We start from the raw sequence: 24,912 nt of genomic DNA on the forward strand, positions 1-24,912 counted from the left end.
GGAAAGGGCCGATCCCGCAAAGCACGGCAAGGTTGCGCGGCCTCGGCGACCGGCCGATCAGGACGGAATCCGGACCGGCAGCGTCTCGTAGCCCTTGATGAAGCAGGAATAGACGCGGCGCGGCTCGCCGACCACTTCGATCCTGTCGAACCGCTTGAGGATCTCCTCCCAGACGATCTTCAGCTGCAATTCCGCCAGCCTCAGGCCGACGCAGCGGTGAATGCCGAAGCCGAAGGACAGGTGCTGGCGCGGCCGGGCACGATCGACGATGAAACTGTCGGGGTTTTCGATGACGTCGCCGTCGCGATTGCCCGAGACATACCACATCACCACCTTGTCGCCCTTGCGGATGAGCTGGCCGCCGAATTCGACATCCTCGAGCGCGGTTCGGCGCATATGGGCGAGTGGCGTCTGCCAGCGGATCACCTCGGGCACGAAACTGTCGATCAGCCTGGGGTTGTCGCGCAGCTTTCGGTCCTCGCCGGGGTTTTCGTGCAGAGCCAGCACCGAGCCGGTCATGGTGTTGCGCGTGGTGTCGTTGCCGCCGACGATCAGGAGGATGAGGTTGCCGAGCAGGGTGCGCGGATCCATGTCGCGGGTGGCCTGCGAATGCGCCATCATCGAGAGCAGATCGTTGCCGGGCGGATTGCCGAGCCGTTCGTTCCAGAGCCTCGCGAAATAGGCGCCGCACTCCTCCAGCTCCGCCTGGCGGCGCTCTTCGCTTTCCCGGTCGCCGACGAACATCGTCGCGACATCGGACCAGTGCGTCAGCTTCCGCCGTTCCTCCCAGGGAAAATCGAACAGCACCGCCAGCATCTGCGTCGTCAGCTCGATCGAGACCCGGTCGACCCAGTCGAAGGTTTCGTCGCGCGGCAGGCTGTCGAGACATTCTTCGGTACGCTGGCGGATGGACGCGGCGAGCTCGTCCATGTGCGTCGGCGTAAACATCGGCGCCACGGTCTTGCGCTGGGCGCCGTGCAAAGGCGGATCCATCGCGATGAACATAGGGCGGCGAAACTGCGGCGGCGGATCGGTGATGGTGATGCCGCCGAGGCTGACATCCGACGAGAACACCGCGTGGCTCGTCTCCACCTTCATGATGTCGTCGTAGCGGCTCACCGACCAGAACGGGCCATAGAGGCTGTCGCGGCAATAGTGAACCGGCGCCTCGCGGCGCAGCCGCTCGAAATAGGGCCAGAGCGTATTGGTGCGGAAGAGCTCGGGATCACCGACATTGATATCGGCGAGCGGCGTCGCATAAGCCTTGTCGCGGGCCGCTTGAAGGGTGGCCGCCGAGCCGGCCGAAGGCACGAGATCCACCTGCGCGAGGTCCATCGCCATTCTCCGATCTGTCCTTGTCCGGCACCGGCACGCGCTCCTTTCCTGGCGACCCGTGATGACAGCTGTGCGCGTCGCGATGGCGGACCGCGGGGATTGTCGGCTTCAATGACCGAACCGGCAAGCCGCCGGTTCGGGGGGCGCAGAGCAGATCGCGGCGGCGGAACGAAAGACCGGTGCCTTGGATCGCGGGCGGCAGACGCTACTGACTGCGCTTGCCGCTGGCGTCGAACTGTCTGAGATAGGCGACGAGATTGGTGATCTGCGCATCCTGCCTGAGGCCGGCGAAAACCATGCGCGTGCCCGGCGTCACCTGTCGGGGATCGCGGATATAGGTGGTGAAATTGTCCTCCGACCAGACCTTGGACGCGACCTCCGGGCGCTTGAATGCATCGGAATAGGCGTAGCCCGGCGCAGTGCCGGCGGTCCGTCCGAACAGCCCGTTCAGCTGGGGGCCGACGCCGTTGCGGGCGGTTTCACCGACCTGGTGGCAGGCGCGGCATTGCGCGAAGACCCGTTCGCCCGCCGCGGCATCCTGCGCGGTGGCGGTGGAGGAGGGGCCGGCCAATAGGAGACCGGCGCAGAGAAGGAGCATGGAGGGCGACGCGCTGCGCATGATGGGTCCGGAATGAGGAGGGGATGGGACCGCCGGCTGCCGGGGAAGCGCCGGCCGTCGGCGGGCGGTCAGGAGAACATGTCGGCGGTGATGGCACCGTACCAGGCCATGTTTTCACCCTGGGTCTGCTTGCGCAGGTCGGCGCTCTCGCCGGTCTGCGAGATGAAGGTCTCGATCGCGCCGATCTTGCCGTCCTTCGCCTCGTAGCGGCCGCCGACCTTCACCGCGTCGTCGGTCTCGATCAGGCTCCAGCAGGTATTGGTGTAGCGGGCCGGGAAGGTGCGGGCGTTGCTGAGCTCGCCGCGCACCATGAGCGCGGCGACCTTGGCCTGACTGTTGGCGGAGAAGGCCGATTTCGGCATGTCGCCGGCGATTGCGGCATCGCCGACCACGTGGATGTTCGGATCGACGGCCGACTTCATGTTGGCCGGATCGATCGGGCAGAAGCCCGACCCATTGGCCAGGCCGGCCTCGCGGGCGATGGCGCCGGCCATCTGGGCCGGAATGACATTGACCAGCGCAGCGTTACGATAGGTCTCGAACCCCGTGGTCACCGTGTTGGTCGCCGGATCGACCGACTTGATGCCGTCATGGATGCGCGGCCCGAGCCACTCGATCATGCCGGGATAGTGCCTTTCCCAGCCTTCCTGGAACAGGCCCTGCTTGGAGAAGGAGTCCTTCGGATCGAGCACGAAGATCTTGGCATCGCCCCGGCCGGTGCTTTTCAGCACATGCGCCATCATCGACACCCGCTCATAGGGCCCGGGCGGGCAGCGATATGGGTTGGGAGGGGCAATGACCACGATGACGCCTTTGTCCGGCACGGCATCGAGCCGGCGCTTCAGGAGCATCGTCTGCGGCCCAGCCCGCCAGGCATGCGGCATGGTCTCCTCGTGCTCGCGGCCCCAGCCGGGCACCGAGTCGTATTTCAGGTCGATGCCGGGGGAGAGCACGAGCCGGTCGTAGGCGAGGCGCGAGCCGTCGGCGAGCAGCACCTCGCGCTTGTCGCGATCGATCCGGCTCGCGGCCTGCGCATTCACCTTGAAGCCGTGGGCGGCCGCGACCTTGTCGTAGCCGTGGGTGATTGAGGCGAGGTCGCGATAGCCGCCGAGAAACAGGTTGGAGTGGAAGCAGGTGACGAACTGGCGTTGCGGCTCGACCAGCACGACCTCGATGGCGCCCTGGCTGTCCTTGGCGATATATTTCGCCGCCGTCACGCCGCCCGGACCGCCGCCCACCACCACGGCGCGTGGCTTCGTCTGGCCGAGCACGACCGGCGCAGCAAGCGCCGCCAGGCCGTAGGCGCCGGCGGAGGCGAAGAAGGACCTGCGATCGATCGTCATGCTGTTTCCCCCGTTTCTCTGCTGCGCCGGTTGATCCGGCATCGCCTGCCGGGCGCGAGACCCGCGCCTCATCCCACTTTCAGATAGGCGAAACCCTTGGCCTGCAAGGCCCCGACGGCGGCAACGCCCGAGGGCACGAAGGCCATGAAATCGGCCTGGCGCACCTTGGCGCGATCGAGGTTCAGCCGCTGGAAGGTGATGTCACAGAGGAGCACCTTCAGCCCGTTCTTCGCCTGGGCGGCAACCCGTTCGAAGGCTGGCAGCACGGCCGTCTCCTCGCGCCAGGGCGTGCCCTCGAGCGTCTCCAGGAAAAACTTCACGCCTGCGCCATGCGCCACCACCGCCAGCTGGATGTCGAAAGGGTTGGCGCCATAGGCGGAGAAATGATTGCCGATATTGGTGATCATCTGGACGAACCGCGGCGGCTCGCCGAAGTCGCAATGATAGAGGCAGGCGACGTCGGCCTCCTTCTTCAGGTCCGCGAGCTGCAGCATGGGGGTTGCCGCGCCCGCCGGTCGCGCCGTGGCCAGAACCCCGGCCACCGCGGCCCCGCCCAGCAGCATGCGCCGATCGACATCTGACATGACCGTCTCCTCCCTGCTGGCGCTCAGCGCGCCGCCTCGGCCGCGACGCCGCCGAAATAGGCGGCGAGCGCTTCCATCTCCTCGTCCGAGAGCCGTGCCGCCACCGTCTGCATGATCGGATTGTCGCGTTCCTTCAGCCGATAGGACTTCAGCACCGCGACGAATTGGGCATCGGGCCAGCCGGCGATCGCCGGAATGCCGTCCCGCGCGGGCGCCGAAAGCCGATGGCAGGTGACGCATTCCCCCGCGAGATATTCGCCGAGCGCCCGGTCGCCGGCCCGCGCCATCCCGCTCGGGCCCACCGTGCAGGCCGCCATCAGCCCGGCGAAGGCGGCGCGCGCGATCATTCCACCCTCGGCCCCGAACGGCTGTCGGGCGTGACGTCGATGACGCGCGCGCGCGCCGTCACGCGCGGCTCGGGCCGGCAGTTGTTCATGCACGGATCTGCCTGCCAGAACGCGCGTTCGGTCGTCTCGCGGTCGTCGTCGTAGAAACCGTCGGCATTGGGCAGCCGGACGCCGGCGAAATTCTCCCGGCTCAGCTCGAAATCCTCTTTGACGACGTCGTTGAGGAACAGCAGATAGGCGGTGAGGGCGTAGGTCTCGTCGTCGCTCAGCGAACGGGCATTGCCATAGGGCATCGCGCGGCGGACATAGTCGAAGGTGGTGGAGAGGTAGGGCCAGAACGAGCCGATCGTCTTTTCCGGATTGTCGGCGGCGAGCGAGCCGCGCCCGCCGGCCAGCACGGGCCAGCGCCCCGCGCCCTCGCCGAACTCGCCATGGCAGGCGGCGCATTGCGCCTGGTAGATCTCCTCGCCCTGCTTCACGGTGCCGCGGCCGGCCGGCAGGCCCTGGCCGTCGGGACGGATGTCGGTATCCCATGCCGCGACCTCGGCGGGCAGCGCCACGCGGCCGAGCCCGACCTTGGCCGGGGCGGGGGCTGCGGCCGGACGGGCGGCAGGAGCCGGCGACGCGGTCGGCGGGCGCTGCTGGGCATAAACGACCCCGGCAAGGCCGACCGCGATGAGCGCGCCGAGCGCGGCCTTAACCGATCTCGACATTTTCGGTCTCCCCGTTGGCGCGCACCAGCCAGGTCTGGATGCCGTTGTTGTGGTAGATGGAATTGAGCCCGCGCACCTTGCGCAGTTCGTCTTTCGTGGGCTGGACGTAGCCGGTCTCGTCGATGGCCCGCGACTGGATCATCATTTCCCGGCCGTCCCAGTCGAAATCGACATAGAAGCGGGTCAGCGACATCGGCAGGACCGGCCCGTCGATGCGGGCGGTCCGCCAGTTGCGACCGCCGTCGATGCTGACATCGACCCGCTTGATGGTGCCGCGCCCGGACCAGGCAAGCCCGCTCAACACGTTCGGCCCCTTGTGTTTCAAGGGCGCCTGGGGCGAGGGATTCGTCACCACGGACTTGGCGTCCATGATGAAGGTGAAGCGCCGCGACCGGCCGTCGGCCAGCAGGTCGGTATATTTCGAGGTCTCCTCGCGGTGGTGCCAGGGCTGGTCGCCGACCTCGATCCGGCGCAGCCACTTGATCCACATATTGCCTTCCCAGCCTGGCACGACCAGACGCAGGGGGTAGCCCTGTTCCGGTCTCAGCATCTCGCCGTTCATGCCCCAGACGACCAGGCAGTCCTTCAGGCCCTTGTCGAGCGGGATCGAGCGGGTCATGCCTGCAGAATCGGCGCCTTCGCCGAGCAGCCAGCGGGCATTGGGCTTGAGACCGGCTTCGTCGAGCAGGGTCTTCAGGGGGATGCCCGAATACCAGACATTGTGGACCATGCCGTGGGTGAACTGGCAGCCATTGAGCTGGGCGCCGCGCCATTCCATGCCGGAATTGGCGGCGCATTCCAGGAAATAGGCCCGGGTGACCCGGCCTGGGAAACGCTTGAGGTCCTCGAGCGTGAACACCATGGGCTTGTCGACAAGGCCGTTGATCATCAGCCGATGCTTCGCCGGATCGATTTCGGCGACGCCGCCGTGATGGCGCTCGAAACAGAGCCCGGACGGTGTGATGATGCCGTCGAGGGCGTGAAGCGGCGTGAAATTGACCGAGGATTCCCGGCTCGCGGTCAGCCATTCGACGTCGCGGCGGATGACGTCCTTCTCGAAGCTCGACGGCTTGCCGTAGGGCCTGGCCTGGACGCCGTCGCCGAGCATCCGGTTCCAGTCCTGCACCTCGGTGATGGCGGGATCCGGTGTGGGCGCGGGGGCAGAGGCGGGGGCCTGGGCGCGGGCCGCGCCGCCGGCGGCAAGGCCTGCCGCGCCGGCGCCGGCGGCGGTCAGGAAGCCGCGGCGGTCGATGCGGGAAACGGTCGGCGCTCGGTTCATGCCTGATCTCCTGAAAGTCCGGCTGGCCGGCTCATGCCCCGGTCACCTTGACTGCGCTGTTGGGTTCGAGCCGGACGTTGCGCACGCGCGCGACATATTTTTCGACGAGTTCCCAGACCGGCGGGCCTTCGGTGCCCTGGTTGACGCTGGCCCAGCCGGCGACAGTATAGCGGCGCGCCGGATCGAGCGGCTGGCCGGTCTTCAGGAGGGTGAGGTCGGATATGCGTTGGCCGGCCGGCTTGCCGATATCGATGGCATAGCCGGCGCCGCCGACCCGCACCATGTCGCCGCCGCCCTGAAAATAGGGATCGGGATGGAAGATGTTGTCGGCGACATCCTCCAGGATCTCCTTGATCTGGCGGCCGGTCATCTCGGTCCGGTAGCAGGCCGGATAGGTCATTGCCGTGGCATTGGTGATCGCCTCGAAGGTGATCGGATCGCCCGGTAGCAGCGTGCCGCCCCACCGGAAGCCCGGCGAGAGGGCGATCTCCGCGTCGCGCTCGGCCAGGATCGCCTGCGCGATCAGGTCGTCGAACGTGCCGTTGAAATTGCCGCGCCGGAACAGGAGGCTGTCGGCGCGGCCGATCTCGCGCGCCAGTTCCGCGGCATAGGGCTTGCGGATCGCCTCGATCATCGCCGCCGTCTCGGCATCGGGCGTGATCGCGTCGGCGAAGACCGGCATCAGCTTGTAGCGCAGCCCGGCCATCCGGCGGTCCTTGACCTCGATGTCGAGACGCGAGACGAACTTGCCGTGCGAGCCGGTCGCGACCAGCGCGGTATCGCCGACCTTGACGATGCCGGGCATGGCATCGTGGGTGTGGGCGGTCAGCACCACATCGAGGCCCTTGACGCGCGCGGCGAGCTTGGCATCGACGTCGAAGCCGTTGTGGGACAGCAGCACCACGATGTCGGCGCCCTCGGCGCGGGCCTCGTCGACCTGCTTGGCAAGGTCGTCTTCGCGCAGGCCGAACTCCCATTTCGGCATCATCCAGCGCGGATTGGCGATCGGCGTGCGCGGGAAGGCCTGGCCGATGACGGCGATCTTGGCGCCGCCCTTCTCGAACAGGCGGCGCGGCGGGAAGACCGGCTCCTGCCATTCGCTGTCGCGGATGTTCTGCGCGAGAAACGCGATCTTCGACCTTTCGACGATCTCCTTGACCCGCTCCTCGCCATAGGTGAACTCCCAGTGGGAGGTCATGGCCTCGACGCCGAGCGCCTCCATGACCCCGACCATGTCCTGGCCCTGGGTCTTCAGCGAGGTCCACGATCCCTGCCAGGTATCGCCGCCGTCGAGCAGCAGCACCTTGTCGGCGCCGCGTTCCGCCCTGACCGCCTTGATCAGCCGCGCGACGCGGTCCATGCCGCCCATCCGGCCATAGTTGCGGGCAAGCGCGGTGAAGTCCTCGCTGGTCAGCGCATACGCATCGGCCGAGCCGGCTGCGATCTTGAAATGGGCGCGGAAAGCGGCATCGGTCAGGTGCGGCGGCACGCCCTTGGCTTCGCCGACACCGAGATTGACCGAGGGCTCGCGGAAATAGAGCGGTACGAGCTGGGCATGGATGTCGGTGACATGCAGAATGGTCACCGTGCCGAGCGGATCGAAGCGGAGAATGTCGGCCTCGGTCAGCCGCTGCTGGGCCGCGACCTTGCCGAGCGGCCCGAGCCCCGAGCCGATGGCGAGCGCCTGCGCAGCCGCCGTCGCCTGCAGGAATTGCCTGCGCGAAATCATCTGTGCGGTCCTCTCGGGGCGCGCCGTCGAAGGCTGCCCGCTGTCGCTTCACCGGGCCCCGGCGCCGGATCCGGCCGGGTTGCCAGAGGCGATAGTTAGGCGATGCCCGGGATTTACGAGGGTTTTCTCACCTCGAATCGCCGCTCAGGAAACGGTGATCTTGTTGGTCGAGGCATATTCCGAGCCGTCGTCGTCCTTCCAGACGAACTTGAACTCGCCGCTCTCCTTCACCTTGTAGAAGAACGACTGGTAGGGATTGGCCGAAATCGCCGGGTGCCAGTCGGCCTGGAACACGGTCTTGCCGTTGAAGGTCGCCGTGAAGCTGTTGATGATCTTGCGCGGGATCGGCTTGCCCGCGCCGTCGCGGCGCTGGCCGCTTTCCATCTCGTGCGAGATCAGCGTCTTGATCTCGATCATGTCGCCGGCCTTTGCCTGGCCGGGAACGCGAACGCGCGGGGTGGGTCTCGTGGACATGGCGTTTCCTCGACTTTTCCGGTTACTCAGCCGCCGCAGCCGCCGATGGTGACCTTCACCTCGGCCTTGGTGGTGAACAGCGAGCCGTCGGACATCTCGGCGACGCAGACGATGTTCTGGGTCTGGGCGAGGCGCATGCGGGTCGAAGCCGCTGCCCGGCCGCATTCCGGCGAGAAGCGGAAGGTGAAGACACCGGGCTGCGGATTGCCGTCGGCGAAGACGTGCACCGCCTTGACGTAGTCGGCTTCCGTCATCGGGCTCTCGACCTCGACGGTGACTGGCACGACGAGCCCGTTCTCGGCGATCTGCGGTACGTCCAGCTTGACCCGGCCCTCTGCCATGGTCTTGCCGCCATAGAGCTTCTTCAGTTCGTCCTCGACCGCCTTGGCATCGGCGGCGGCAAGCTTCGGCGCCAGCGCCGCCGCGACGAAAGCCAGGGCCGCACCGCGCAGGGCGGCGCGCCGGGTCGGGGAGGCGAAGGATCCCGCCGATGATCTCGCCAATGGTCGTGCCATCCCTTGCTCCTCAACGTTCCTCGATGGCCCGGTTGATCGGGCTTGACGGCGCAGCTTTCGAGCCGCACGCTTAAACATATCGTGATATTGTTTTTTTTGAATGTAAAGACCATTCTAGCTTGCCGATCACGAAGCGGACCGCCCCGGACAAGAGGGCGCCCAAGAGGTCCGCGGCAGGGGAAGGAACGAAGGAGGAGGGAACATGACCCGGAGCGGGTGGATGCTGGCCGGCCTCGCGTCGGCCGCGCTCGGCGTGCTGTCGACATTGGGTTTGGCGACGCTGGGTTTCGCGCAGGCGCCGCAGGACGACAGCGAGCGCGAAATCGAGCGCTATCGCGCGATGATCAACGATCCCATGGCCAATCCCGGTTATCTCGCTGTCGACCGCGGCGAGGCGCTCTGGGCCGAGCGGCGCGGCAGCCGCAACGTCTCGCTGGAGACCTGCGATCTCGGCGAGGGCCCGGGCAAGCTCGAAGGCGCCTATGCCCGGCTGCCGCGCTATTTCGCCGATTCGGACAGGGTCATGGATCTCGAGCAGCGCCTGCTCTGGTGCATGGACAAGATCCAGGGGCTCGACACCGCCGACGTCGTGCGGCGGCGCTTTTCCGCCCCTGGCCAGGCCTCCGACATGGAGGACCTCGTCGCCTTCATCGCCAACAAGTCGAACGGCATGACGATCCAGCCGCAACTCGGCCATCCGCGCGAGCGCGAAATGGCGGCGATCGGCGAGGCCATGTTCTACCGCCGTGCCGGCGTCATGGATTTCTCCTGCGCAACCTGCCACGGCGAGCCCGGCAAGCGCATCCGCCTGCAGGGCCTGCCCGACTTCTCCCGGCCGGGAGCCGCGCCGCGCGAGGCCATCGGATCCTGGCCGACCTATCGCGTGTCGCAAAGCGCGCTGCGCACCATGCAGCACCGGATGTGGGACTGCCTGCGCCAGCAGCGCTGGCCGGAACCCGACTACGCCTCCGACGGCATCACCGCGCTGCTCGTCTATCTCAACATCCAGGCGGCGGGGGGCGAGATCAACGTTCCCTCCATCAAGCGCTGAGCGAGGCTGCCATGACCAGATCATCCAAGGGAATGCTCCCGGGCCGGTCGCTCGCATCGGCCTTCGCACTGACGCTCGTCCTGGCCGCGCCGGCGCTGGCACAGAGCCAGCCGGCGGCACCGGCCGCGGCCGAGCCCTTGCCGCAGGTCGGTGCGCAGCGGGTCGAGGAGGTGATCCGCAGCACCTTCACCCGCGCTCCGGCCGAATGGCGCGCGCGCGTCGAGCTCGACGAGACGCAACGCATGTGCACGGAGCGGCGCAACCAGGTGTCGGGCGCCGAGGCCGACGCGATCCAGGCCCGCGAGCGGGCGCGGGTCGTGCTGCCGCCCGACGGCCGTTTCCTGGGCGATTGGCGCCGGGGCCTTGCGGTGGCCAATAGCGGCCGCGGCGGACAGTTCTCCGACGCCGCCAATACGGTGAGCGGCGGCAATTGTTATGCCTGCCACCAGATGGACCCGAAGGAGCTGAGCTTCGGCACGCTCGGCCCGAGCCTTGCGGGTTATGGCCGCGACCGCAACTACGATCCCGAGCTGATCCGCGAGGCCTATATCAAGATCTACAATTCCCAGGCGGTCGTCGCGTGCTCCAACATGCCGCGTTTCGGCGCGACCCACTTCCTCAGCATGGACCAGATCCGCGACGTTCTGGCCTATCTCTTCGACAAGGATTCGCCGGTCAACAAATAGCCTCGGGGGTCTTCGGCCGGATCAGCCGATCCGGCCGAAGACCGGCATCGTCTCCAGCATGAAGCCGCCGATCCGTGCCATCTGGCCGGAGGCGATCAGGAGCCCGGTCGCGGCCAGGACCAGGCCGGCCGCAAGCTGAAGCCGGCCGAGATGGCGCCGGAAGCGGGCCATCCAGCGCAGGAACGGGCCGGCAAAGGCGGCGGCGATGATGAAGGGCAGGCCCATGCCGGCGGCATAGGCACCGAGCAGCAGCATGCCCCGCGCGATCGTCTCCGACGTCGCCGAGACCATCAGGATGGCCGCGAGCACCGGTCCGACGCAGGGCGTCCAGCCGAAACCGAAGGCAAGTCCGGTCCCATAGGCCCCGGCAAGCCCGGCCGGGCGGCGCCTCACCTCATGGCGCATTTCGCCCATCAGGAAGCCGAGCCGGAGGATGCCGGCCATGGCAAGGCCCATGACGACCAGGGCAAGCCCGGCAACGACCGCAAGAATATCGAACCAGCGGCTGAGCGCCTGGCCGAGCGCCGAGGCGGTCGCGCCGAGCAGGACGAAGATGGTGGCGAAGCCGAGGACGAAGGCGAGAGCCCGGCCGATGAGCCGCCCGCGCCCGGCGGCGCCGGTGGCCGTGCCGCCTTCGAGCTCGCTGAACGACAGGTCGGCGAGAAAGCACAGATAGGCCGGCACCAGGGGCAGCACGCAGGGCGAGGCGAAGGACAGAAGGCCGCCGAGGAACGCGCCGGCGAACGAGACATCGAGCGCCATCCGCGCCTCCATTGGCAAATATATTCGAATGCGTCTATATTTTAGGAATGAAGCGCGGCTGGCGGCAATTCCTTCTCGGGTCCTTCCTCGGTCTTTTTGCCGTGCTGGGCGCGCATGGCTCGGCGGGGTCGGCCGAGCTCGTCATGTTCGAGCGATCGGGCTGTGCCTGGTGCATGCGCTGGGATCTCGAGGTGGCGCCGGGCTACGAGCGCTCGGACGAAGGGCGCATCGCGCCGCTGCGCCGGGTCAGCCTGGACAATGGCCAGCCGCGCGACCTGCCGCTCGCAGCTCCCGTGCGCTTCACGCCGACCTTCGTCCTGATCGATCGCGGCCGTGAAGTCGGCCGCATCACCGGCTACATGGACGAGGCGACCTTCTGGGGCCTGCTCGGCAAGATGATCGAGCGCCTCGGCAACAATCCTGGACACGCGACGGCCGGCGCGGCCTCGCCTGGAAGGCCTTGAGAATGACGGCAATCGTATCGAAAGAGATCGAGGACGAACTGCGCTCCGGCGCGGAATATTCGGCCGAGCTCGAACAGCTCATGCGCAATGCGCGCGAGGCCAGCGACTTCCTCAAGGCGCTGTCGCATGAGAGCCGGCTGCTGCTGCTCTGCCTGCTGGCGGAGAAGGAGCGCTCGGTCGGCGAATTGGAGAACATCCTGTCGCTGCGCCAGCCGACCGTCTCCCAGCAACTCGCCCGGCTGCGGTTCGACGACATGGTCACCACCCGCCGCGACGGCAAGACGGTCTACTACAGCATCGCCAACGAAAATGTCCGTCGCGTCATCAGCGTAATCTACGATATCTTCTGCGAGCGCGGCACCAAGACCACAAAGTGAAGAAGACCGCGACGTGAGGAAGGCGGGCCCGACCGGGCCCGAACAGGGGCGGACGGCCGCTCTGGGAGGACGCATGACCGGGCTGCCGGCCACTGCCGTCGGCGCAATGGGGTTCCTCGTCGGCATGGCCGCGGGCGCCGCCGTGCAGCGCGCGCGTCTGTGTTCGTTCGGCGCGGTGGAGGACGCCCTGGTCGGCCATGACTGGCGGCGCATGAAGGTGTTCGGCCTGGCGCTTGCCGTCGCGCTCGCCGGCACCCAGCTTCTGGTGATCGCCGGCCTCTTCGAGCCGACCGAGACGACCTATGTGCCGACCCAGGTCGCTTTTGCCGGCGCCTTCGCCGGCGCGCTGATCTTCGGCATCGGCATGGCGCTGGTCGGCACCTGCGCCTTCGGGTCGCTGGTGCGGCTCGGCAGCGGCGACCTGCGCAGCCTGTTCGCGCTGATGATCTTCGGCGCGGTGGCCTATGCGACGCTGCGTGGCGTGCTGGCACGGCCGCGCATCGACTGGGTCGAGCAGGTGGCGGTGCCGATGCCGGGCGGCAGTCCCAGCGCTCTGCCCGACATTCTCGGCGGCTTTGCCGGGCTCGACCTGCGCCTCGTCCTGACCCTGCTCGTCGCGGCCCTCCTGATCGGCATTGCGGCGCGTGACCGCCGCCTGTGGCGCGCGCCGCGCCTCGTCACCGCGGGCCTCGTGCTCGGGCTCGGCGTCATTGCCGGCTGGGTGGCGACCGGCATCGCCGTCGACCTGTTCGACCGGGTCGTGCGGATCCAGAGCCTCACCTTCGTCTCGCCCGTGGCGCGCGGCTTCTATGCGCTGATGACCGGCGAAGGCACGCTGGCCGATTTCGGCGTGATGAGCGTGCCCGGCGTCGTCGTCGGAGCGGCCCTGGCGGCGCTCATGGGCCACGAATTCCGCTGGGAAGCCTTCGATGACCAGCGCGAGATGCGCCGCCACCTGGCCGGCGCCGCGCTGATGGGTTTCGGCGGCGTATTGGCCGGCGGCTGCACGATCGGGCAGGGGCTGACCGCGGGCTCCCTGATGGCGCTGACCTGGCCGCTGACTGTCGGCGGCATGATCGTCGGCGCCCGCCTCGGCATCGCCATCCTCGTCGAGGGCTCGGCCATCGACTGGGCGCGCGCCAGCCTCGGCGGCTTTTTCGCCGAGCGCCACGGGCGCAGGCCGCCGGCCGAATAGGCCGGCCGGCGCTATTGCCGAGGCCGCGATCCAGCGTCAAAATCATGTAAAATTGGACTTCCGAGACCGAGGGCGTGATGGACGCGTTCTTCAGCACCAGCGACACGCCCGCGCCGGAGCGCAGCCGGCGCTGGCAGGACATGGTGTCGGCGACCTATTTCCCGCTCGACCTGCGCTTTCGCCGGCCCGACACCTTCAGTGGCCAGCTGGTGCGCTGGAAGCTCGGCCAGGTCTCGCTGTCGCGCCTGACCGCCGATGCGCTGCTCTACCGCCGCACGGCGCAGCATCTGGCCTGCGAGCGGGAGGAGCAATATCTCGTCACCGTGCCGGGTCTCTCCGATGTCGGCTTCCTGCAGGGCGGTCGCGACATCCGCTGCCCGCCGGGCGGGTTCCTGATCGAGCGTGGCCACGAGCCCTATGAATTCAGCCATGGCGAAGCCAATGACCTCTGGGTGCTGAAGGTGCCCGGCGACGCGCTGCTCGGCCGGCTGCGCATGCCCGAACGCTATTGCAGCCTGACCTTCGGCGCCGACAGCGGCGCCGGCGGCCTGTTCGCCGATCTCCTGCGTCTCCTTCCGGGCCGCCTGCCGTCCATGACGGCGGACGAACGCAGCCAGGTCGGCCGCCACCTCGTCGACCTCCTGATCATGGCGGTGGCCGGTGACGAGCGCGCGCTGACGAGCGGCGGCACCACGGTGCGCGCCGCCCATCTCGCCCGCGTCGAGGCCTATATCCGCGCACATCTCGGCACGCGCGACCTGAGGCCCGACGACATCGCGGCCGCCTGCGGCATCTCGCTGCGCTATCTGCACGACCTTTTCCGCGGCACGGGCGAGACCTTGAGCGAGTGGATCCGCAGCCAGCGGCTCTTCGCCTGCCGCGACGCACTCGGCAACCCGGCCGACCGGCGCAGCATCGCCGAAATCGCCTATGACTGGGGTTTTGGCGACCAGGCCCAGCTGTCGCGGCATTTCCGCGCCCGGTTCGGCGAGACGCCGAGCGATTATCGCAGCCGCCGGTCGATGGCCGCGCGCTGAAGCGGCACTGCACGGATCGCCAAGAGATCGTTCCCGGGCAGACAAGACCGCGTCCCGCACAGCCTTAAGCTCGGGTCTCAAGCATCCCCAACAGATGCGACGGCGGAACCCATCCGCCGGGAGACAAACGCCAGAGGGTTTTCGGGACGTCGGTGCGACGGCAGGGCTGAGGCCGGCCGCGGCGCGCGTCCGCCTGCGCGGCAGGCGGCGCCGGCACATCCCGCCGACCTGATGGCGCCGATCAGCGAGGCCATCATGACCCCCGAAGCCGTCGATCCGATCACCCTGTCCGTGGTGCGCGGCGTCCTGGAGACCACCCAGCGCGAAATGACCCTGGCGCTGGAGAAGACCGCGCGCTCCAGCGTGTTCAACCTTGCCCACGACTATTCGACGGCGCTGTTCGACGCCAAGCCGGAAATGATCCTGCAGGGCCAGGACATTCCGATCCATCTCGGCTCGCTGATCCCCGCCATGAAGGCCGTCGCCGGCTTCTTCGGCGACGACATCAACGAGGGCGACCTGATCCTGCACAACGACCCGGCCTATGCCGGCAGCCACATCATCGACACCTGCATGTACAAGCCGGTGTTCTATCGCGGCGAGCTGGTGTTCTGGACCGTCTGCAAGGGCCATCTGACCGATATCGGCGGCCCGGTGCCCGCCGGCTACAATCCGGCCGCGACCGAGATCTATGCCGAGGGCCTGCGCATTCCGCCGGTCAAGATCTGGGACCGCGGCAAGCCGCGCCACGACGTGCTGAACCTGCTGCTCACCAACATGCGGGCGCGCCGCGACCAGGAGGGCGATTTCAACGCGCTGATCGGTGCCTGCCAGGTGGGCGAGCGCAATCTCCTCGCCCTCATCGAGAAATACGGCATCGAGGCGGTGAAGGCCTGCATCGGCGAACTTCTGGACATGGCCGACCGGCAGATGCGGACGCTGATCCGCGCGGTGCCCGACGGCCGCTACCAGGGCACGGCGATCCTGGAGGATGCCGGCCACGGCTTCGGCGACTTCGAGATTTCCGCCACCGTGACGATCAAGGACGACACCTGCCACATCGCCATATCGAGCCCGCCGCAGGTGCCCTATTTCATCAATTCCTACGAGGGCAATTCCTATTCGGGCGTCTATCTCGGCCTGATGATGTTCGCCCAGCTGCCGCCGCCCTACAATGAAGGGCTCTACCGCTGCGTCAGCGTCGACATGGGCCCGAAGGGCACGCTGTGCAATGCACGCGAGCCGGCGCCGCACATGAACTGCACGACGACGCCGATGGAAACCCTGACCGATGCCGTCCGGCTCGCCTTCGAACAGGCCGCGCCGGCCAAGGTCAGCGCCTCCTGGGGCCATGCCAATGGCTGCAACATTGCCGGCTGGGACACGCGCCACGACGAGGAATATGTCACCATGGTCCTGGCCTCGATCATATCGGGCGCCGGCGCGACGCCGCAGCAGGACGGCTGGCACGCCTGCGGGCCGGAATGCTGCTTCGGTGCGCTGACCTCGGGCGACATCGAGCTCCTGGAATATTCCTATCCCGTGATCATCCATCGCTACGGCCTGATCACCGATTCCGGCGGCGCCGGCGCCTATCGCGGCGGCTCGGGCACCTGTTGGGAGGTCGAGCCGCTCGACAAGCCGATGACCTTCATCTCGTTCGGAGAGGGCCGTCGCATTCCCGCCATGGGCGCGGCCGGCGCCCGCTCGGCGCTCGTCGAGCCGAAGGTGGGCCGCATCGAGATCCGGCGAGGCGACGCGGTCGAGGTGATCCGCAAAAACGTCATCGAGACCATCCGGCCCGGCGAACGCGCCGCCAACTTCAATCCGGGCGGCGGCGGCTATGGCGATCCCTTCACCCGGCCGGTCGAGAAGGTCGTCGACGACCTGAAGAACGGCCTCGTCTCGGTGGAGGGCGCGCGCGCCGACTACGGCGTCGTCGTCACCGATGCCGCGGCGCTGACTGTCGACCACGAGGCGACACGCCGGCTGCGCGCCCGCTGAACGCCGTCCGCTTTTCCCAGATCCGTCTTCAAAGGCACTGCCATGACCACCACCTTTCGCCTCGGCGTCGATGCCGGCGGCACCTTCACCGACTTCGTGCTGGCCGACGACAGCGGCAAGACCCGTCTCTACAAGGCGTTGTCGACCCCCGACGACCCGACCCGGGCCATCGAGAATGGCCTGAAGCTGATCGCCGAGGATCTTCGGATGTCGCCGAAGGAGATCGTGTCGCAATGCGATCTCTGCATCAACGGCACGACGGTCGGCCTCAATGCGCTGATCCAGCTCAAAGGTGCGAAGACCGGGCTCATTTGCACGGCCGGACACGAGGATTCGATCGAGATCCGCCTCGGCCACAAGGAGGACGGCTATCGCTACGACCCGAACTATCCGCCGGCGCCCATGCTCGCGCCGCGCCATCTGCGCCGCGGCGTGCGGGAGCGGGTGATTTCGTCGGGCGAGGTGCGCACCGCGCTGCACGAGGCGGACGTGCGGGCGGCTTGCGAACTGTTCGCCCGCGAAGGCGTCGAGAGCGTCGCCATCTCGTTCGTCTGGTCCGTGCTGAACCCGGCACACGAGCGGCGCGCGGCGGAGATCGTCCGCGAGATGCTGCCCGACGTCGTCCTGACGGTGGGCAGCGAGCTCTACCCCCAGGCCCGCGAATATACCCGCACCTCCACGGCCGTGACGAACGCCTATCTCGCGCCGATCATGAAGCGCTACGTCGATGCGGTGGACGCCTATTTCCGGTCGCTCGGCGCCACCCAGCCGGTCCGCTATTTCCAGTCGAACGGCGGGCTCGCGGTCGGCGAGATCGTCAGCGGCCGGGCCGTCTACGCGATCAATTCCGGACCGGCCTCGGCGCCGCAGGCCGGCACATTCGTGGCCGAGCCCTTCGGCCGGCACAATGTCATCACCGTCGACATGGGCGGCACCTCCTTCGACATCACGTTGACCAAGGACGGCCGCACCAATCTGAACAAGAACACCGATTTCCTGCGCTATCGCATCGGCGTGCCGATGATCCAGGTCGAGACGCTCGGCGCCGGCGGGGGCTCGATCGGCTGGATCGACGGCATGGGCCTGTTGCAGATGGGCCCACAGAGCGCCGGCGCCAAGCCGGGGCCGGCCTGTTACGGCCGTGGCGGCACCGAGCCGACCGTCTCGGATGCCAATCTGGTGCTCGGCTATCTCAATCCGGGCGGCCTGCTGGACGGCCGCATGCCGCTCGACAAGCAGGCCGCGCGCGAGGCGATCCGGGTCCGGATCGCCGAGCCGCTCGGCATTTCGGTCGAGCGGGCCGCCTATGGCATGTTCACGATCGTCAACAACAACATGGTCAACGGTATCCGGCGCGTCTCGGTCGAGCGCGGCTACGATCCGCGCGATTTCGTCCTGGTCGGGGCAGGGGGCGCGACCGCCGCGCATATCACGGCGCTCGCGCGCGAGATGGACATCGACACCATCATCCTGCCCAAGCTCGCCTCCGGCCTCTGCGCCTTCGGCCAGATCATTTCCGATGTCAAATACAACTACATGGCGACCTGTCCGGTCAGGCTCGACAGCGCCGCCGCCTATGCCCGGATCGACAGCCTGTTCCGCGAGCTGGAAGCCAAGGGCACGGCCGACCTCACGGCCGACGGCTTCGCGCGCGACCGCATTTCCGCCCGCCGCAGCCTCGACATGCGCTATGTCGGGCAGGTGCACGAATGCACCGTCGACATCGAGAGCTTCACGATCGATGAGACCACGATCGAGCGGGTGAAGGACGCGTTCCACGCCCGGCATGCCGAGCTCTACACCTATAACGAGCGGCACAATCCGGTCGAGGTGGTCAACATCGAAAGCACCCTGTTCGGCCATATCGACAGGCCGAAGCCGCCGCGGCTCGGCGTCGGCGCCGCCGCCGAAGCGGCCGTCAAGGAGCGCCGGCCGCTGATCTTTTCCGCCGATGGCGAGGCCCGGGAGGCACCGGTCTACGACGGCGCGCGGCTGGGAGCGGGCGCGAGCCTCACCGGCCCGGCGGTCATCGAGGAGCCGACCACGACCATCGTGGTCGAGCCGGGGTGGACTGCGCGCGTCGACGTCAGCGGCAGCTACATCCTGACGCGCCAGCGCTGACCGGCCGGCGGCCCGGAACCACGGCCATCTCGTGACGGTGCGGCCTGCCGCGCCCGATGGCGCGCGTCCCTGACGCCCGCCCGATGCCGGCGAAGCGCGATCCGCTCCGCCGGACCTGCCCCGCGGGCGCCGGTTTGGCACGCGTCCCGCGGGGGCCCCGATCGCCCGATGCTCCGGCGCCCGCCGCCGGCTCGGCGCAACAACAAAGACAATCACGTCAAGGGAGACCCAAGGCCATGGCCGGAACCATCACGCGCGCCGACGCGCCAGCCGAGACGTCGGATTTCTCGGCAATTGCCGTACCCGCCAATGCCCGCATGCGGCGCTGGCCGCTCACCATGGCCTGGTGGGCGGTATGCAGCGCCATGTTCTACATCGTGGTCGCGGCGACGCTGGCCTTGAATTTCGGCACCCGCAACGCGCTCATCGGCATGGTCCTGTCGGTGATCGTCTACGGCGCCGTCAACGCCGTGCTCAGCCGCTACGCCATCCGCACCGGCCTGTCGGTGGCGCTGTTCTCGCGCATCCTGTTCGGCAATGTCGGCGCCGCCATCGCGACGCTGATCTTCTTTGCCACCGCCATCTATTACGCCGTCTTCGAGGGTTCGGTCATCGCCGTCGCGATCTCCACCGTCTTCCCGTCGATCTCCTATCCCATCGCCGCGCTGATCGTGGTCGCCTACAGCGTGCCGCTGATCTTCGGCAGCATCCAGACCTGGCTCGACAAATTCAACGGCGTGCTGCTGCCCTTCTACATCGCCGGCCTCATCGCCGCCGTCGCCTTCGCCATCGGCTCCTACGGCTACAGCAATGCCTGGCTCAGTTTCGGACCGGCCGGCGGGTCGCCCGCGAACGGCTGGTGGGACTGCTTCGTCTACTATATGGGCGTGTGGATCCTGATGATGTTCACCTTCGACTATGCCCGGTTCGGTCGCGAGGAGGACGCCGACTATCACGCGCGCGTCAATTTCGGCACGCCGTTCTATCTCGTCACCTTCCTGATCAACGGCGTGGTCGGCATCTTTCTCGCCGCGACCATCCCGGTCGACGGCGCGGTGAGCGAAGTGTCCGTGGTTCTCGCGCTGCTCAAGCTGATGGGTCTTGCCGGTCTCGTCTTCGTCTGGGTGTCGCAGACGCGCATCAACACCGCCAACTACTACCTCGCCGCGACCAACATGGAGGCCTTCGTCGCCCAGCTCACCGGCCTCAATGTCGGCAAGCTCGTCTTCGCCTTCGTGGTCGGCGCCATCGTCTACGTCCTGATGCTCGCCAATGTCTTCCACTACATCCTGCAGGCGCTCGCCTATCAGGGCATCTTCGTCGTCGCCTGGGTCGGCATCGCGCTCGCGCACATCCTGACCGGCACCTATGACCGGCTGTTCGGCGCGACGATCGAATATCGCGCCGAGCACATTCCCGCCTTCAACCCCTGCGGCCTCGTCGCCTGGTTCGGCGCGACCGCGATCGGCGTCGTCCTGCTCAATGCCGGGGCGGGCTATGCGAGCTTCTCGGCGCCGGTGACGGCACTCGCCGCGGCCGGCCTCTATGCAGGGCTGCTGACCTTCGCGCGGCCGGGCTGGTTCGTCTCGCGGCCCACCTGAGCCGCGCCGCGCTGAGCCGGCCCTCTGACGGCGTCAGGCCGCCGGCACGAACCGATAGGCCGTGCCGGCGCGCTCGACACGGCCGAGCCCGCCGCCCGGCAGGTGATAGGTCGCGACCAGCGTCCGCTCCTGGGCGAGCCGGTCGGCGAGCTGGCGGCGTGTCGCGGAGGCACGTTCCGGGTCCTGGTCGAAGGCGGTCGCCCATTCCGGGTGCCGGAACGACAGGTGCCGGTGGGTGAAGACATCGCCGAGGATCATGAGATTGTCCGATGCGGCGGCGACCGCATAGGACACGTGGCCCGGCGAATGGCCCGCCGTGTCGATCGCGGTGATGCCGGGCACGATCTCGGCCCCCGGCCGGAACCGGTTGAGTTGCGGCTCCAGCGCCTTCAGCACCCGCTGGGCACCGGCGGCGAAGGCGTGGCGCTCCTCGGGCAGGCGGGCGAAGACGTCGGCCGCGGTCCAGAACGCCCATTCGGCCTCGGCGATATGATAGGTCGCGTTCGGATAGGCCGGCGTGTCGAAATCGTCGAGCGCGCCCCAGAGATGGTCCGGATGGGCGTGGGTGAACAGGACCTGCGTCACGGCGGCCGGATCGAGCCCGGCGCCTTCCGCGGCCTGCGGCAGGCGCCCGGTGCTCGGCAGGAAATTGCGCCCCGCGCCGCAATCGAACATGACCACCTCGCGGCCGAGCGCCAGGACCGGCACGTTGAGCGCATTCTGGTTGGCCGCGACCACCGGACCGGCCTCCGCGAGCGCCGCCCGCAGCACGTCGGGCTGCACGTCGCGCACGAGCTGCGTGATCGGCGTGCTGATCGAGCCGTCGGAGAGGATCTGCAGCGCGGCATCGCCAACCCTGGCCGTAGCGATCGCCTGGGCGCGCGCCGTGCCGGGCAGGGCCAGCGACAGGGCTGCGCCGACGAACAGGCGCCGATCGAGCTTCGACATTTCGGCCTGGCTGGTCATCTCGGCTCCACGGGCGGCTGGGATATGAGGCAGCCTATCGGGTCGCGCCGGCCTGTCCATGGCAAAACTGGCGGTCAAGCCATGTCAGCCACGTGACTTTTAATCACGTCCGCCAGTATCGGGAGAGCTTGGATGGTGAGCGGGGAGGGGATCGAACCCTCGACCACATGATTAAAAGTCACGTGCTCTACCGCTGAGCTACCCGCCCATCCGGGCGCGGGTTTGGCGGATCGCGCCCGGGAAGTCAACGGCGAAGGCTCAAGCCCTTGCAATTCTTGCGTTGATAAGCCCTGGCGCGTCAGAGCGCGAAGCCGCCGTCGGCGAGGTGAATCTGGCCGGTCGTGTAGCTCGATTCATCGGATGCCAGGTACAGCGCGAGAAAGGCGATCTCCTCGGCCGTGCCGAGCCGGCCGATCGGCTGGCGGTCGATGAAGGCCTTGCGGGTCGCGTCCAGCGACTGGCCGGTGGCGGCGGCGAGCGCCTTGATCCGCTCGTCGAGCGAGGGCGACTGGATCGTGCCGGGGCAGATCGCATTGGCGCGGATGCCCCTGCGGATGAAATCGATCGCCACCGCCTTGGTCAGGCCGATCACCGCCGCCTTGGTGGCGCCGTAGGCATAGCGGTTCGGCACGCCACGCACCGAGGAGGCGCCCGAGGCGATGTTGACGATCGAGCCGCCGCCCTTCTCCAGCATGCCGGGCAGGAAGGCCTTGATGGTGCGGTGCATCGACTTGACGTTCAGGTCGAAGGAGAAGTCCCAGTCCGCCTCGCTCGTATCGAGTACCGTGCCGTGATGCACGAAGCCGGCGGCATTGACCAGGATGTCGATGGGGCCGGTCTTGGCCGCCAGCGCCTCCACCGCCCGCGTCGAACGCACGTCCAGCTTCAGCTTCTTCGCTCTGGCGATGCCGTCGAGCTTCGCTCTGTCGATATCGGTCGCATAGACGGTCGCGCCCTCGGCCGCGAACAGTTCCGCGATGGCGCGGCCGATGCCGTGCCCCGCCGCCGTCACGACGGCAATCTTGCCCGTCAGCCGCTTCGCCATGTCGTCTCGCTCCCGTCCCGCGCCTGTTTTCGCCGTCTTTGCGGCGCCGCGCCCCAAGACGTGGCATGGGCCGGACGAACCTGTCCAGACCGGCAGCTACCCGCCGAAGCGCTGGGAGAGTTGCGTGTCGAAGGTCTTGAGATCGCCGAGAATGCGGTCGAGCAGGGCGGCGTCGCGCAGCCGCACCGCTGTTGCCACCACGTCGAGGCCGGCGACGATCGGATCGGCCAGGCGGCGATATTCCGCATCGGTGGAGACTTCGGTGGCGGCATAGGCGTCGCAGCGTTTCAGCGCCCAGCGATAGACCGCTGCCTTGGCGACGACATCGCTGCGCGCCTCGCCGCGCGTCATGTCGGGCGGTGTGCGTTTCAGGGCCATGAAGGCATCGAGCGCATCGGTCGCCTCGTCCAGGCATTCGACCAGCCCGTAGAGGCCGGCGGCCTTGCGCAGCATGATCCATTCGCGCCGGAGCGGGGCAAGCTCGTCGAGCGCCGCCTCCACGCGGTTGTCGCCGAGCGCCTCGCCGGCCCGCTTCAGCCGCGCGCCGGTGCCGTCGAGCGCTTCCGGGAACATGTTGACGCGGGCGAACATGGCCGGCGGATCGTTGCGATAGGCTTCCGCCGCCTCGGCCCACAGTGCGATCAGGCGCTTGAGGCTGGCATTGGCCTCGTCGGCCTGGCCCGCCCTGAGGCTCGCTGTGGTCGCGCGATAGAGCGCCTGCGCCTCGCCGAGCTTGGCGACGAAGCTGCCCGCGCCGGCGCGTGCGAGCCCGCCCGCCGGTGTCCAGAGGGCCATGGCGGCGACGGAGATGAGGAAAATAATCCGACAGAGTGCTTTCACGGCGCGCACCATAACCGAAGCCTCCCGCCGATGCATCCCGGCGGCGATGCCAGCGCTGCGGCTACCGGAAGGCCGGCAGGACGAAGATCGCGATGTTGACGACAAGGCCGGCCAGATAGGCGAACGAGCGCGCGGTCGCGACGTCGCCGATATAGAGCGCAGCGTGGAGGACGCGCAGCAGGACATAGGCCGCGGCGAGCGCATTCAGCGCCGGTTGCGATGCGCCCGAGGTCACCGCGATGATCACCGCCGCCGCGAAGAAGGGGAAGTTCTCGTAGCCGTTCTGATGCGCCGCATAGGCCCGCTGGCGCGCCGGCGGCAGCCGGTCGAGGCCGGCGCGGGGGTGATGATTGTCCCCCTCCGGACCGGCCTTGGCATAGGCAACCACCGCGAGCGGCAGGAGCGCCGCAACGAGCACGCACCAGTAAGCGAAGGGCATGGCAATGGCCTTTCGGGCGACGGGACGGCCGCGAGTCGGCCCACAATGTGAGCGCCACGACAGCGATGTTGGGACACGGAACGGTTGTCAACATGGTGCCGTGCCTTATCGCCCCGGCGTCACGCCGCCATGTCAGGCGCCGCGCAGGAACGCCTCCAGCCGATCGCGCTCCGGCATGCCCTTGCGGCCGCCGAAGACCGTGCATTTGAGCGCCGCCGCGCCGTTGGCGAAACGCACGGCCGACGCCAGCGGCTGGCCCTCGGCGAGCGCCACCGTCAGCGCGCCATGCCAGGTGTCGCCGGCGCCGAGCGTATCGACGGCGGCCACCGCGAAGGCCGGGGCGTGCCGGGCCTTGCCGTCCTCCATGTACCAGGCGCCGCGCGGCCCGTCGGTGACGAGCAGGACATTGGCCGCCTCGCGCGCGGCGTGGGCGAGGGCTGTGGGCAGGTCGTCGATCCCGGTCAGGTCGCGCAGGGCGGTCTCGGAAAAGCCGACATGGCTCGCCAGGCTAACGACCTCGGGCCGGGTCGGCCGGCGGTCGGCGTCGAGCACCGAGGGAATGCCGGCGGTGCGCGCCTGCGGCAGGACCGTGAAGGCCGCCTCGATCCAGCGCGTCTCGGCATAGATGGCATCGGCGCGCCGGCCGAGATCGTCGGGGATCCAGTCGGTGCCCGCGGGCATGTCCGGATCGGAATAGCTCACCACCATGCGCTCGCCGGCGGGATCGACCATGACGGCCGAAACCGGTGAACGGTGGCCGGGGCAGGTTCGGACCAGCGCGCAGTCGATGCCGTCGGCGACGAGCTCGTCGCGCATGGCGGCGGCCGGCGCGTCGTCGCCGAGCCGCGAGATCAGGCTGACGCGCGCACCGAGCCGTGCGCAGGCCGTGGCGGCGTTGCCGGCCAGCCCGCCGCCCGACATGGTCATGTGGCGCGACCGATATTTGACCGGCGCGGTCGGGATGGCGTCGAGCTGATAGATGTAGTCGAGCGTGGTGATGCCGGCGCAGACGATGCGGGTCATGAATGCGGCCTCGTGCCGACATAGAGCGCGGAGGCCGCGAGGCAAAGCCCGGAGACGGCGACGGCGACCGGCGGCGCTGTCAGAATGACGATGAGCCACGACAGGGCCATGGAACCGATGGCGATGGCCTTGATCCGCGGCGCGATAGCCCCGGTGGCGCGCCAGCGCCGGACCTGCGGCCCGAGCTTCGGATGATGGATCAGCCATGCTTCGAAACGCGGCGAGGACCGCGCGAACAGGCCGGCGGCGATGATCAGGAAGATCGTGCCGGGCAGGCCGGGCAGCACCAGGCCGACCGCGCCGACGGCGACGCAGAGCCAGCCGGCGGCCAAGAGGAGCAGGCGCCAGGGCTGCCGCATGACC

At 68.2% G+C, this 24,912-nt stretch carries 26 protein-coding genes and 1 tRNA gene; 9 read left to right on the forward strand and 18 right to left on the reverse strand.

What is annotated here, in order from left to right; all coding sequences use genetic code 11:
* Positions 1-57: 57 nt before the first annotated feature.
* The 10 genes from OZ671_RS11735 to soxY all read right to left on the reverse strand — a co-directional run bounded on the left by OZ671_RS11735 (position 58) and on the right by soxY (position 8,938).
* A complete protein-coding gene (locus OZ671_RS11735) occupies positions 58-1,335 on the reverse strand; it encodes a cytochrome P450 (protein WP_268860977.1) in 1,278 nt (425 codons plus the stop codon).
* 205 nt (positions 1,336-1,540) lie between these two features.
* Positions 1,541-1,954 carry a c-type cytochrome gene (locus OZ671_RS11740; RefSeq protein WP_268860918.1) on the reverse strand — a complete coding sequence of 138 codons (414 nt, stop codon included), beginning with the start codon at positions 1,952-1,954 and terminating at the stop codon, positions 1,541-1,543.
* A gap of 68 nt (positions 1,955-2,022) precedes the next feature.
* Positions 2,023-3,297 carry an NAD(P)/FAD-dependent oxidoreductase gene (locus OZ671_RS11745; RefSeq protein ID WP_268860919.1) on the reverse strand — a complete coding sequence of 425 codons (1,275 nt, stop codon included), beginning with the start codon at positions 3,295-3,297 and terminating at the stop codon, positions 2,023-2,025.
* A gap of 68 nt (positions 3,298-3,365) precedes the next feature.
* The gene (locus OZ671_RS11750; RefSeq protein WP_268860920.1) at positions 3,366-3,881 is read right to left on the reverse strand and encodes a DsrE family protein; all 516 of its coding nucleotides are present in this window, start codon (positions 3,879-3,881) and stop codon (positions 3,366-3,368) included.
* A 23-nt stretch (positions 3,882-3,904) separates the two neighbouring features.
* A complete protein-coding gene (locus tag OZ671_RS11755) occupies positions 3,905-4,228 on the reverse strand; it encodes a c-type cytochrome (protein WP_268860921.1) in 324 nt (107 codons plus the stop codon).
* The gene (locus OZ671_RS11760; protein ID WP_268860922.1) at positions 4,225-4,941 is read right to left on the reverse strand and encodes a c-type cytochrome; all 717 of its coding nucleotides are present in this window, start codon (positions 4,939-4,941) and stop codon (positions 4,225-4,227) included. The genes OZ671_RS11755 and OZ671_RS11760 overlap by 4 nt, the downstream gene beginning before the upstream one ends.
* Entirely contained in the window at positions 4,925-6,220 is a 1,296-nt protein-coding gene (soxC, locus tag OZ671_RS11765; protein WP_268860923.1) for a sulfite dehydrogenase, read from the reverse strand. The genes OZ671_RS11760 and soxC overlap by 17 nt, the downstream gene beginning before the upstream one ends.
* A 31-nt stretch (positions 6,221-6,251) precedes the next feature.
* Positions 6,252-7,949, reverse strand: coding sequence for a thiosulfohydrolase SoxB (soxB, locus tag OZ671_RS11770; protein ID WP_268860924.1), 1,698 nt, complete (start codon positions 7,947-7,949; stop codon positions 6,252-6,254).
* Between the two features lie 144 nt (positions 7,950-8,093).
* Complete coding sequence (soxZ, locus tag OZ671_RS11775; RefSeq protein WP_268860925.1) at positions 8,094-8,423, reverse strand: thiosulfate oxidation carrier complex protein SoxZ; 330 nt, start codon at positions 8,421-8,423, stop codon at positions 8,094-8,096.
* A gap of 26 nt (positions 8,424-8,449) precedes the next feature.
* On the reverse strand, positions 8,450-8,938 hold the full coding sequence (gene soxY, locus OZ671_RS11780; RefSeq protein WP_268860926.1) for a thiosulfate oxidation carrier protein SoxY: 489 nt from the start codon (positions 8,936-8,938) through the stop codon (positions 8,450-8,452).
* 202 nt (positions 8,939-9,140) lie between these two features.
* Here soxY and soxA point away from each other — a divergent pair, with 202 nt between their 5' ends.
* Both soxA and soxX read left to right on the forward strand, forming a co-directional pair.
* Complete coding sequence (gene soxA, locus OZ671_RS11785; protein ID WP_268860927.1) at positions 9,141-9,989, forward strand: sulfur oxidation c-type cytochrome SoxA; 849 nt, start codon at positions 9,141-9,143, stop codon at positions 9,987-9,989.
* Positions 9,990-10,000: 11 nt separating this feature from the next.
* A complete protein-coding gene (soxX, locus tag OZ671_RS11790; RefSeq protein ID WP_268860928.1) occupies positions 10,001-10,675 on the forward strand; it encodes a sulfur oxidation c-type cytochrome SoxX in 675 nt (224 codons plus the stop codon).
* A gap of 21 nt (positions 10,676-10,696) precedes the next feature.
* On the opposite strand, the gene OZ671_RS11795 is transcribed toward soxX, so the two are convergent.
* Positions 10,697-11,437 carry a cytochrome c biogenesis CcdA family protein gene (locus OZ671_RS11795; RefSeq protein ID WP_268860929.1) on the reverse strand — a complete coding sequence of 247 codons (741 nt, stop codon included), beginning with the start codon at positions 11,435-11,437 and terminating at the stop codon, positions 10,697-10,699.
* 143 nt (positions 11,438-11,580) lie between these two features.
* On the opposite strand from OZ671_RS11795, the gene OZ671_RS11800 reads away from it, so the two are divergent.
* The 7 genes from OZ671_RS11800 to OZ671_RS11830 all read left to right on the forward strand — a co-directional run bounded on the left by OZ671_RS11800 (position 11,581) and on the right by OZ671_RS11830 (position 20,236).
* Complete coding sequence (locus tag OZ671_RS11800; RefSeq protein ID WP_268860930.1) at positions 11,581-11,901, forward strand: hypothetical protein; 321 nt, start codon at positions 11,581-11,583, stop codon at positions 11,899-11,901.
* Between the two features lie 2 nt (positions 11,902-11,903).
* Positions 11,904-12,278 carry an ArsR/SmtB family transcription factor gene (locus OZ671_RS11805; RefSeq protein ID WP_268860931.1) on the forward strand — a complete coding sequence of 125 codons (375 nt, stop codon included), beginning with the start codon at positions 11,904-11,906 and terminating at the stop codon, positions 12,276-12,278.
* Between the two features lie 73 nt (positions 12,279-12,351).
* The gene (locus OZ671_RS11810) at positions 12,352-13,473 is read left to right on the forward strand and encodes a YeeE/YedE family protein (RefSeq protein ID WP_268860932.1); all 1,122 of its coding nucleotides are present in this window, start codon (positions 12,352-12,354) and stop codon (positions 13,471-13,473) included.
* A gap of 77 nt (positions 13,474-13,550) precedes the next feature.
* Positions 13,551-14,510 (forward strand): helix-turn-helix domain-containing protein, encoded by a 960-nt coding sequence (locus OZ671_RS11815; protein WP_268860933.1) that lies wholly within the window; start codon positions 13,551-13,553, stop codon positions 14,508-14,510.
* 255 nt (positions 14,511-14,765) lie between these two features.
* Entirely contained in the window at positions 14,766-16,514 is a 1,749-nt protein-coding gene (gene capB / locus OZ671_RS11820; RefSeq protein ID WP_268860934.1) for a caprolactamase subunit beta, read from the forward strand.
* Between the two features lie 42 nt (positions 16,515-16,556).
* Positions 16,557-18,635: a caprolactamase subunit alpha gene (gene capA, locus OZ671_RS11825; protein WP_268860935.1), complete on the forward strand. Its 2,079-nt coding sequence runs from the start codon at positions 16,557-16,559 to the stop codon at positions 18,633-18,635.
* A gap of 236 nt (positions 18,636-18,871) precedes the next feature.
* The gene (locus tag OZ671_RS11830) at positions 18,872-20,236 is read left to right on the forward strand and encodes a purine-cytosine permease family protein (RefSeq protein ID WP_268860936.1); all 1,365 of its coding nucleotides are present in this window, start codon (positions 18,872-18,874) and stop codon (positions 20,234-20,236) included.
* A 33-nt stretch (positions 20,237-20,269) separates the two neighbouring features.
* Here OZ671_RS11830 and OZ671_RS11835 read toward each other — a convergent pair whose 3' ends face one another.
* From OZ671_RS11835 to OZ671_RS11865, 7 genes are all read right to left on the reverse strand, one after another.
* Positions 20,270-21,202: an MBL fold metallo-hydrolase gene (locus OZ671_RS11835; RefSeq protein WP_268860937.1), complete on the reverse strand. Its 933-nt coding sequence runs from the start codon at positions 21,200-21,202 to the stop codon at positions 20,270-20,272.
* A 133-nt stretch (positions 21,203-21,335) separates the two neighbouring features.
* Positions 21,336-21,410 (reverse strand) — tRNA-Lys (locus OZ671_RS11840).
* Between the two features lie 90 nt (positions 21,411-21,500).
* Positions 21,501-22,247, reverse strand: a complete 747-nt coding sequence (locus tag OZ671_RS11845) for an SDR family oxidoreductase (protein ID WP_268860938.1) — start codon at positions 22,245-22,247, stop codon at positions 21,501-21,503.
* A gap of 96 nt (positions 22,248-22,343) precedes the next feature.
* Positions 22,344-23,087, reverse strand: a complete 744-nt coding sequence (locus tag OZ671_RS11850) for a hypothetical protein (protein ID WP_268860939.1) — start codon at positions 23,085-23,087, stop codon at positions 22,344-22,346.
* Between the two features lie 61 nt (positions 23,088-23,148).
* Positions 23,149-23,526 carry an MAPEG family protein gene (locus OZ671_RS11855; RefSeq protein WP_268860940.1) on the reverse strand — a complete coding sequence of 126 codons (378 nt, stop codon included), beginning with the start codon at positions 23,524-23,526 and terminating at the stop codon, positions 23,149-23,151.
* A gap of 132 nt (positions 23,527-23,658) precedes the next feature.
* Positions 23,659-24,549, reverse strand: a complete 891-nt coding sequence (locus tag OZ671_RS11860; protein ID WP_268860941.1) for a PfkB family carbohydrate kinase — start codon at positions 24,547-24,549, stop codon at positions 23,659-23,661.
* Entirely contained in the window at positions 24,546-24,908 is a 363-nt protein-coding gene (locus tag OZ671_RS11865; RefSeq protein ID WP_268860942.1) for a YbaN family protein, read from the reverse strand. The genes OZ671_RS11860 and OZ671_RS11865 overlap by 4 nt, the downstream gene beginning before the upstream one ends.
* Positions 24,909-24,912: the final 4 nt, after the last annotated feature.

The sequence above is a fragment of the Phreatobacter sp. AB_2022a genome (assembly GCF_026847585.1).
Classification (GTDB): domain Bacteria; phylum Pseudomonadota; class Alphaproteobacteria; order Rhizobiales; family Phreatobacteraceae; genus Phreatobacter.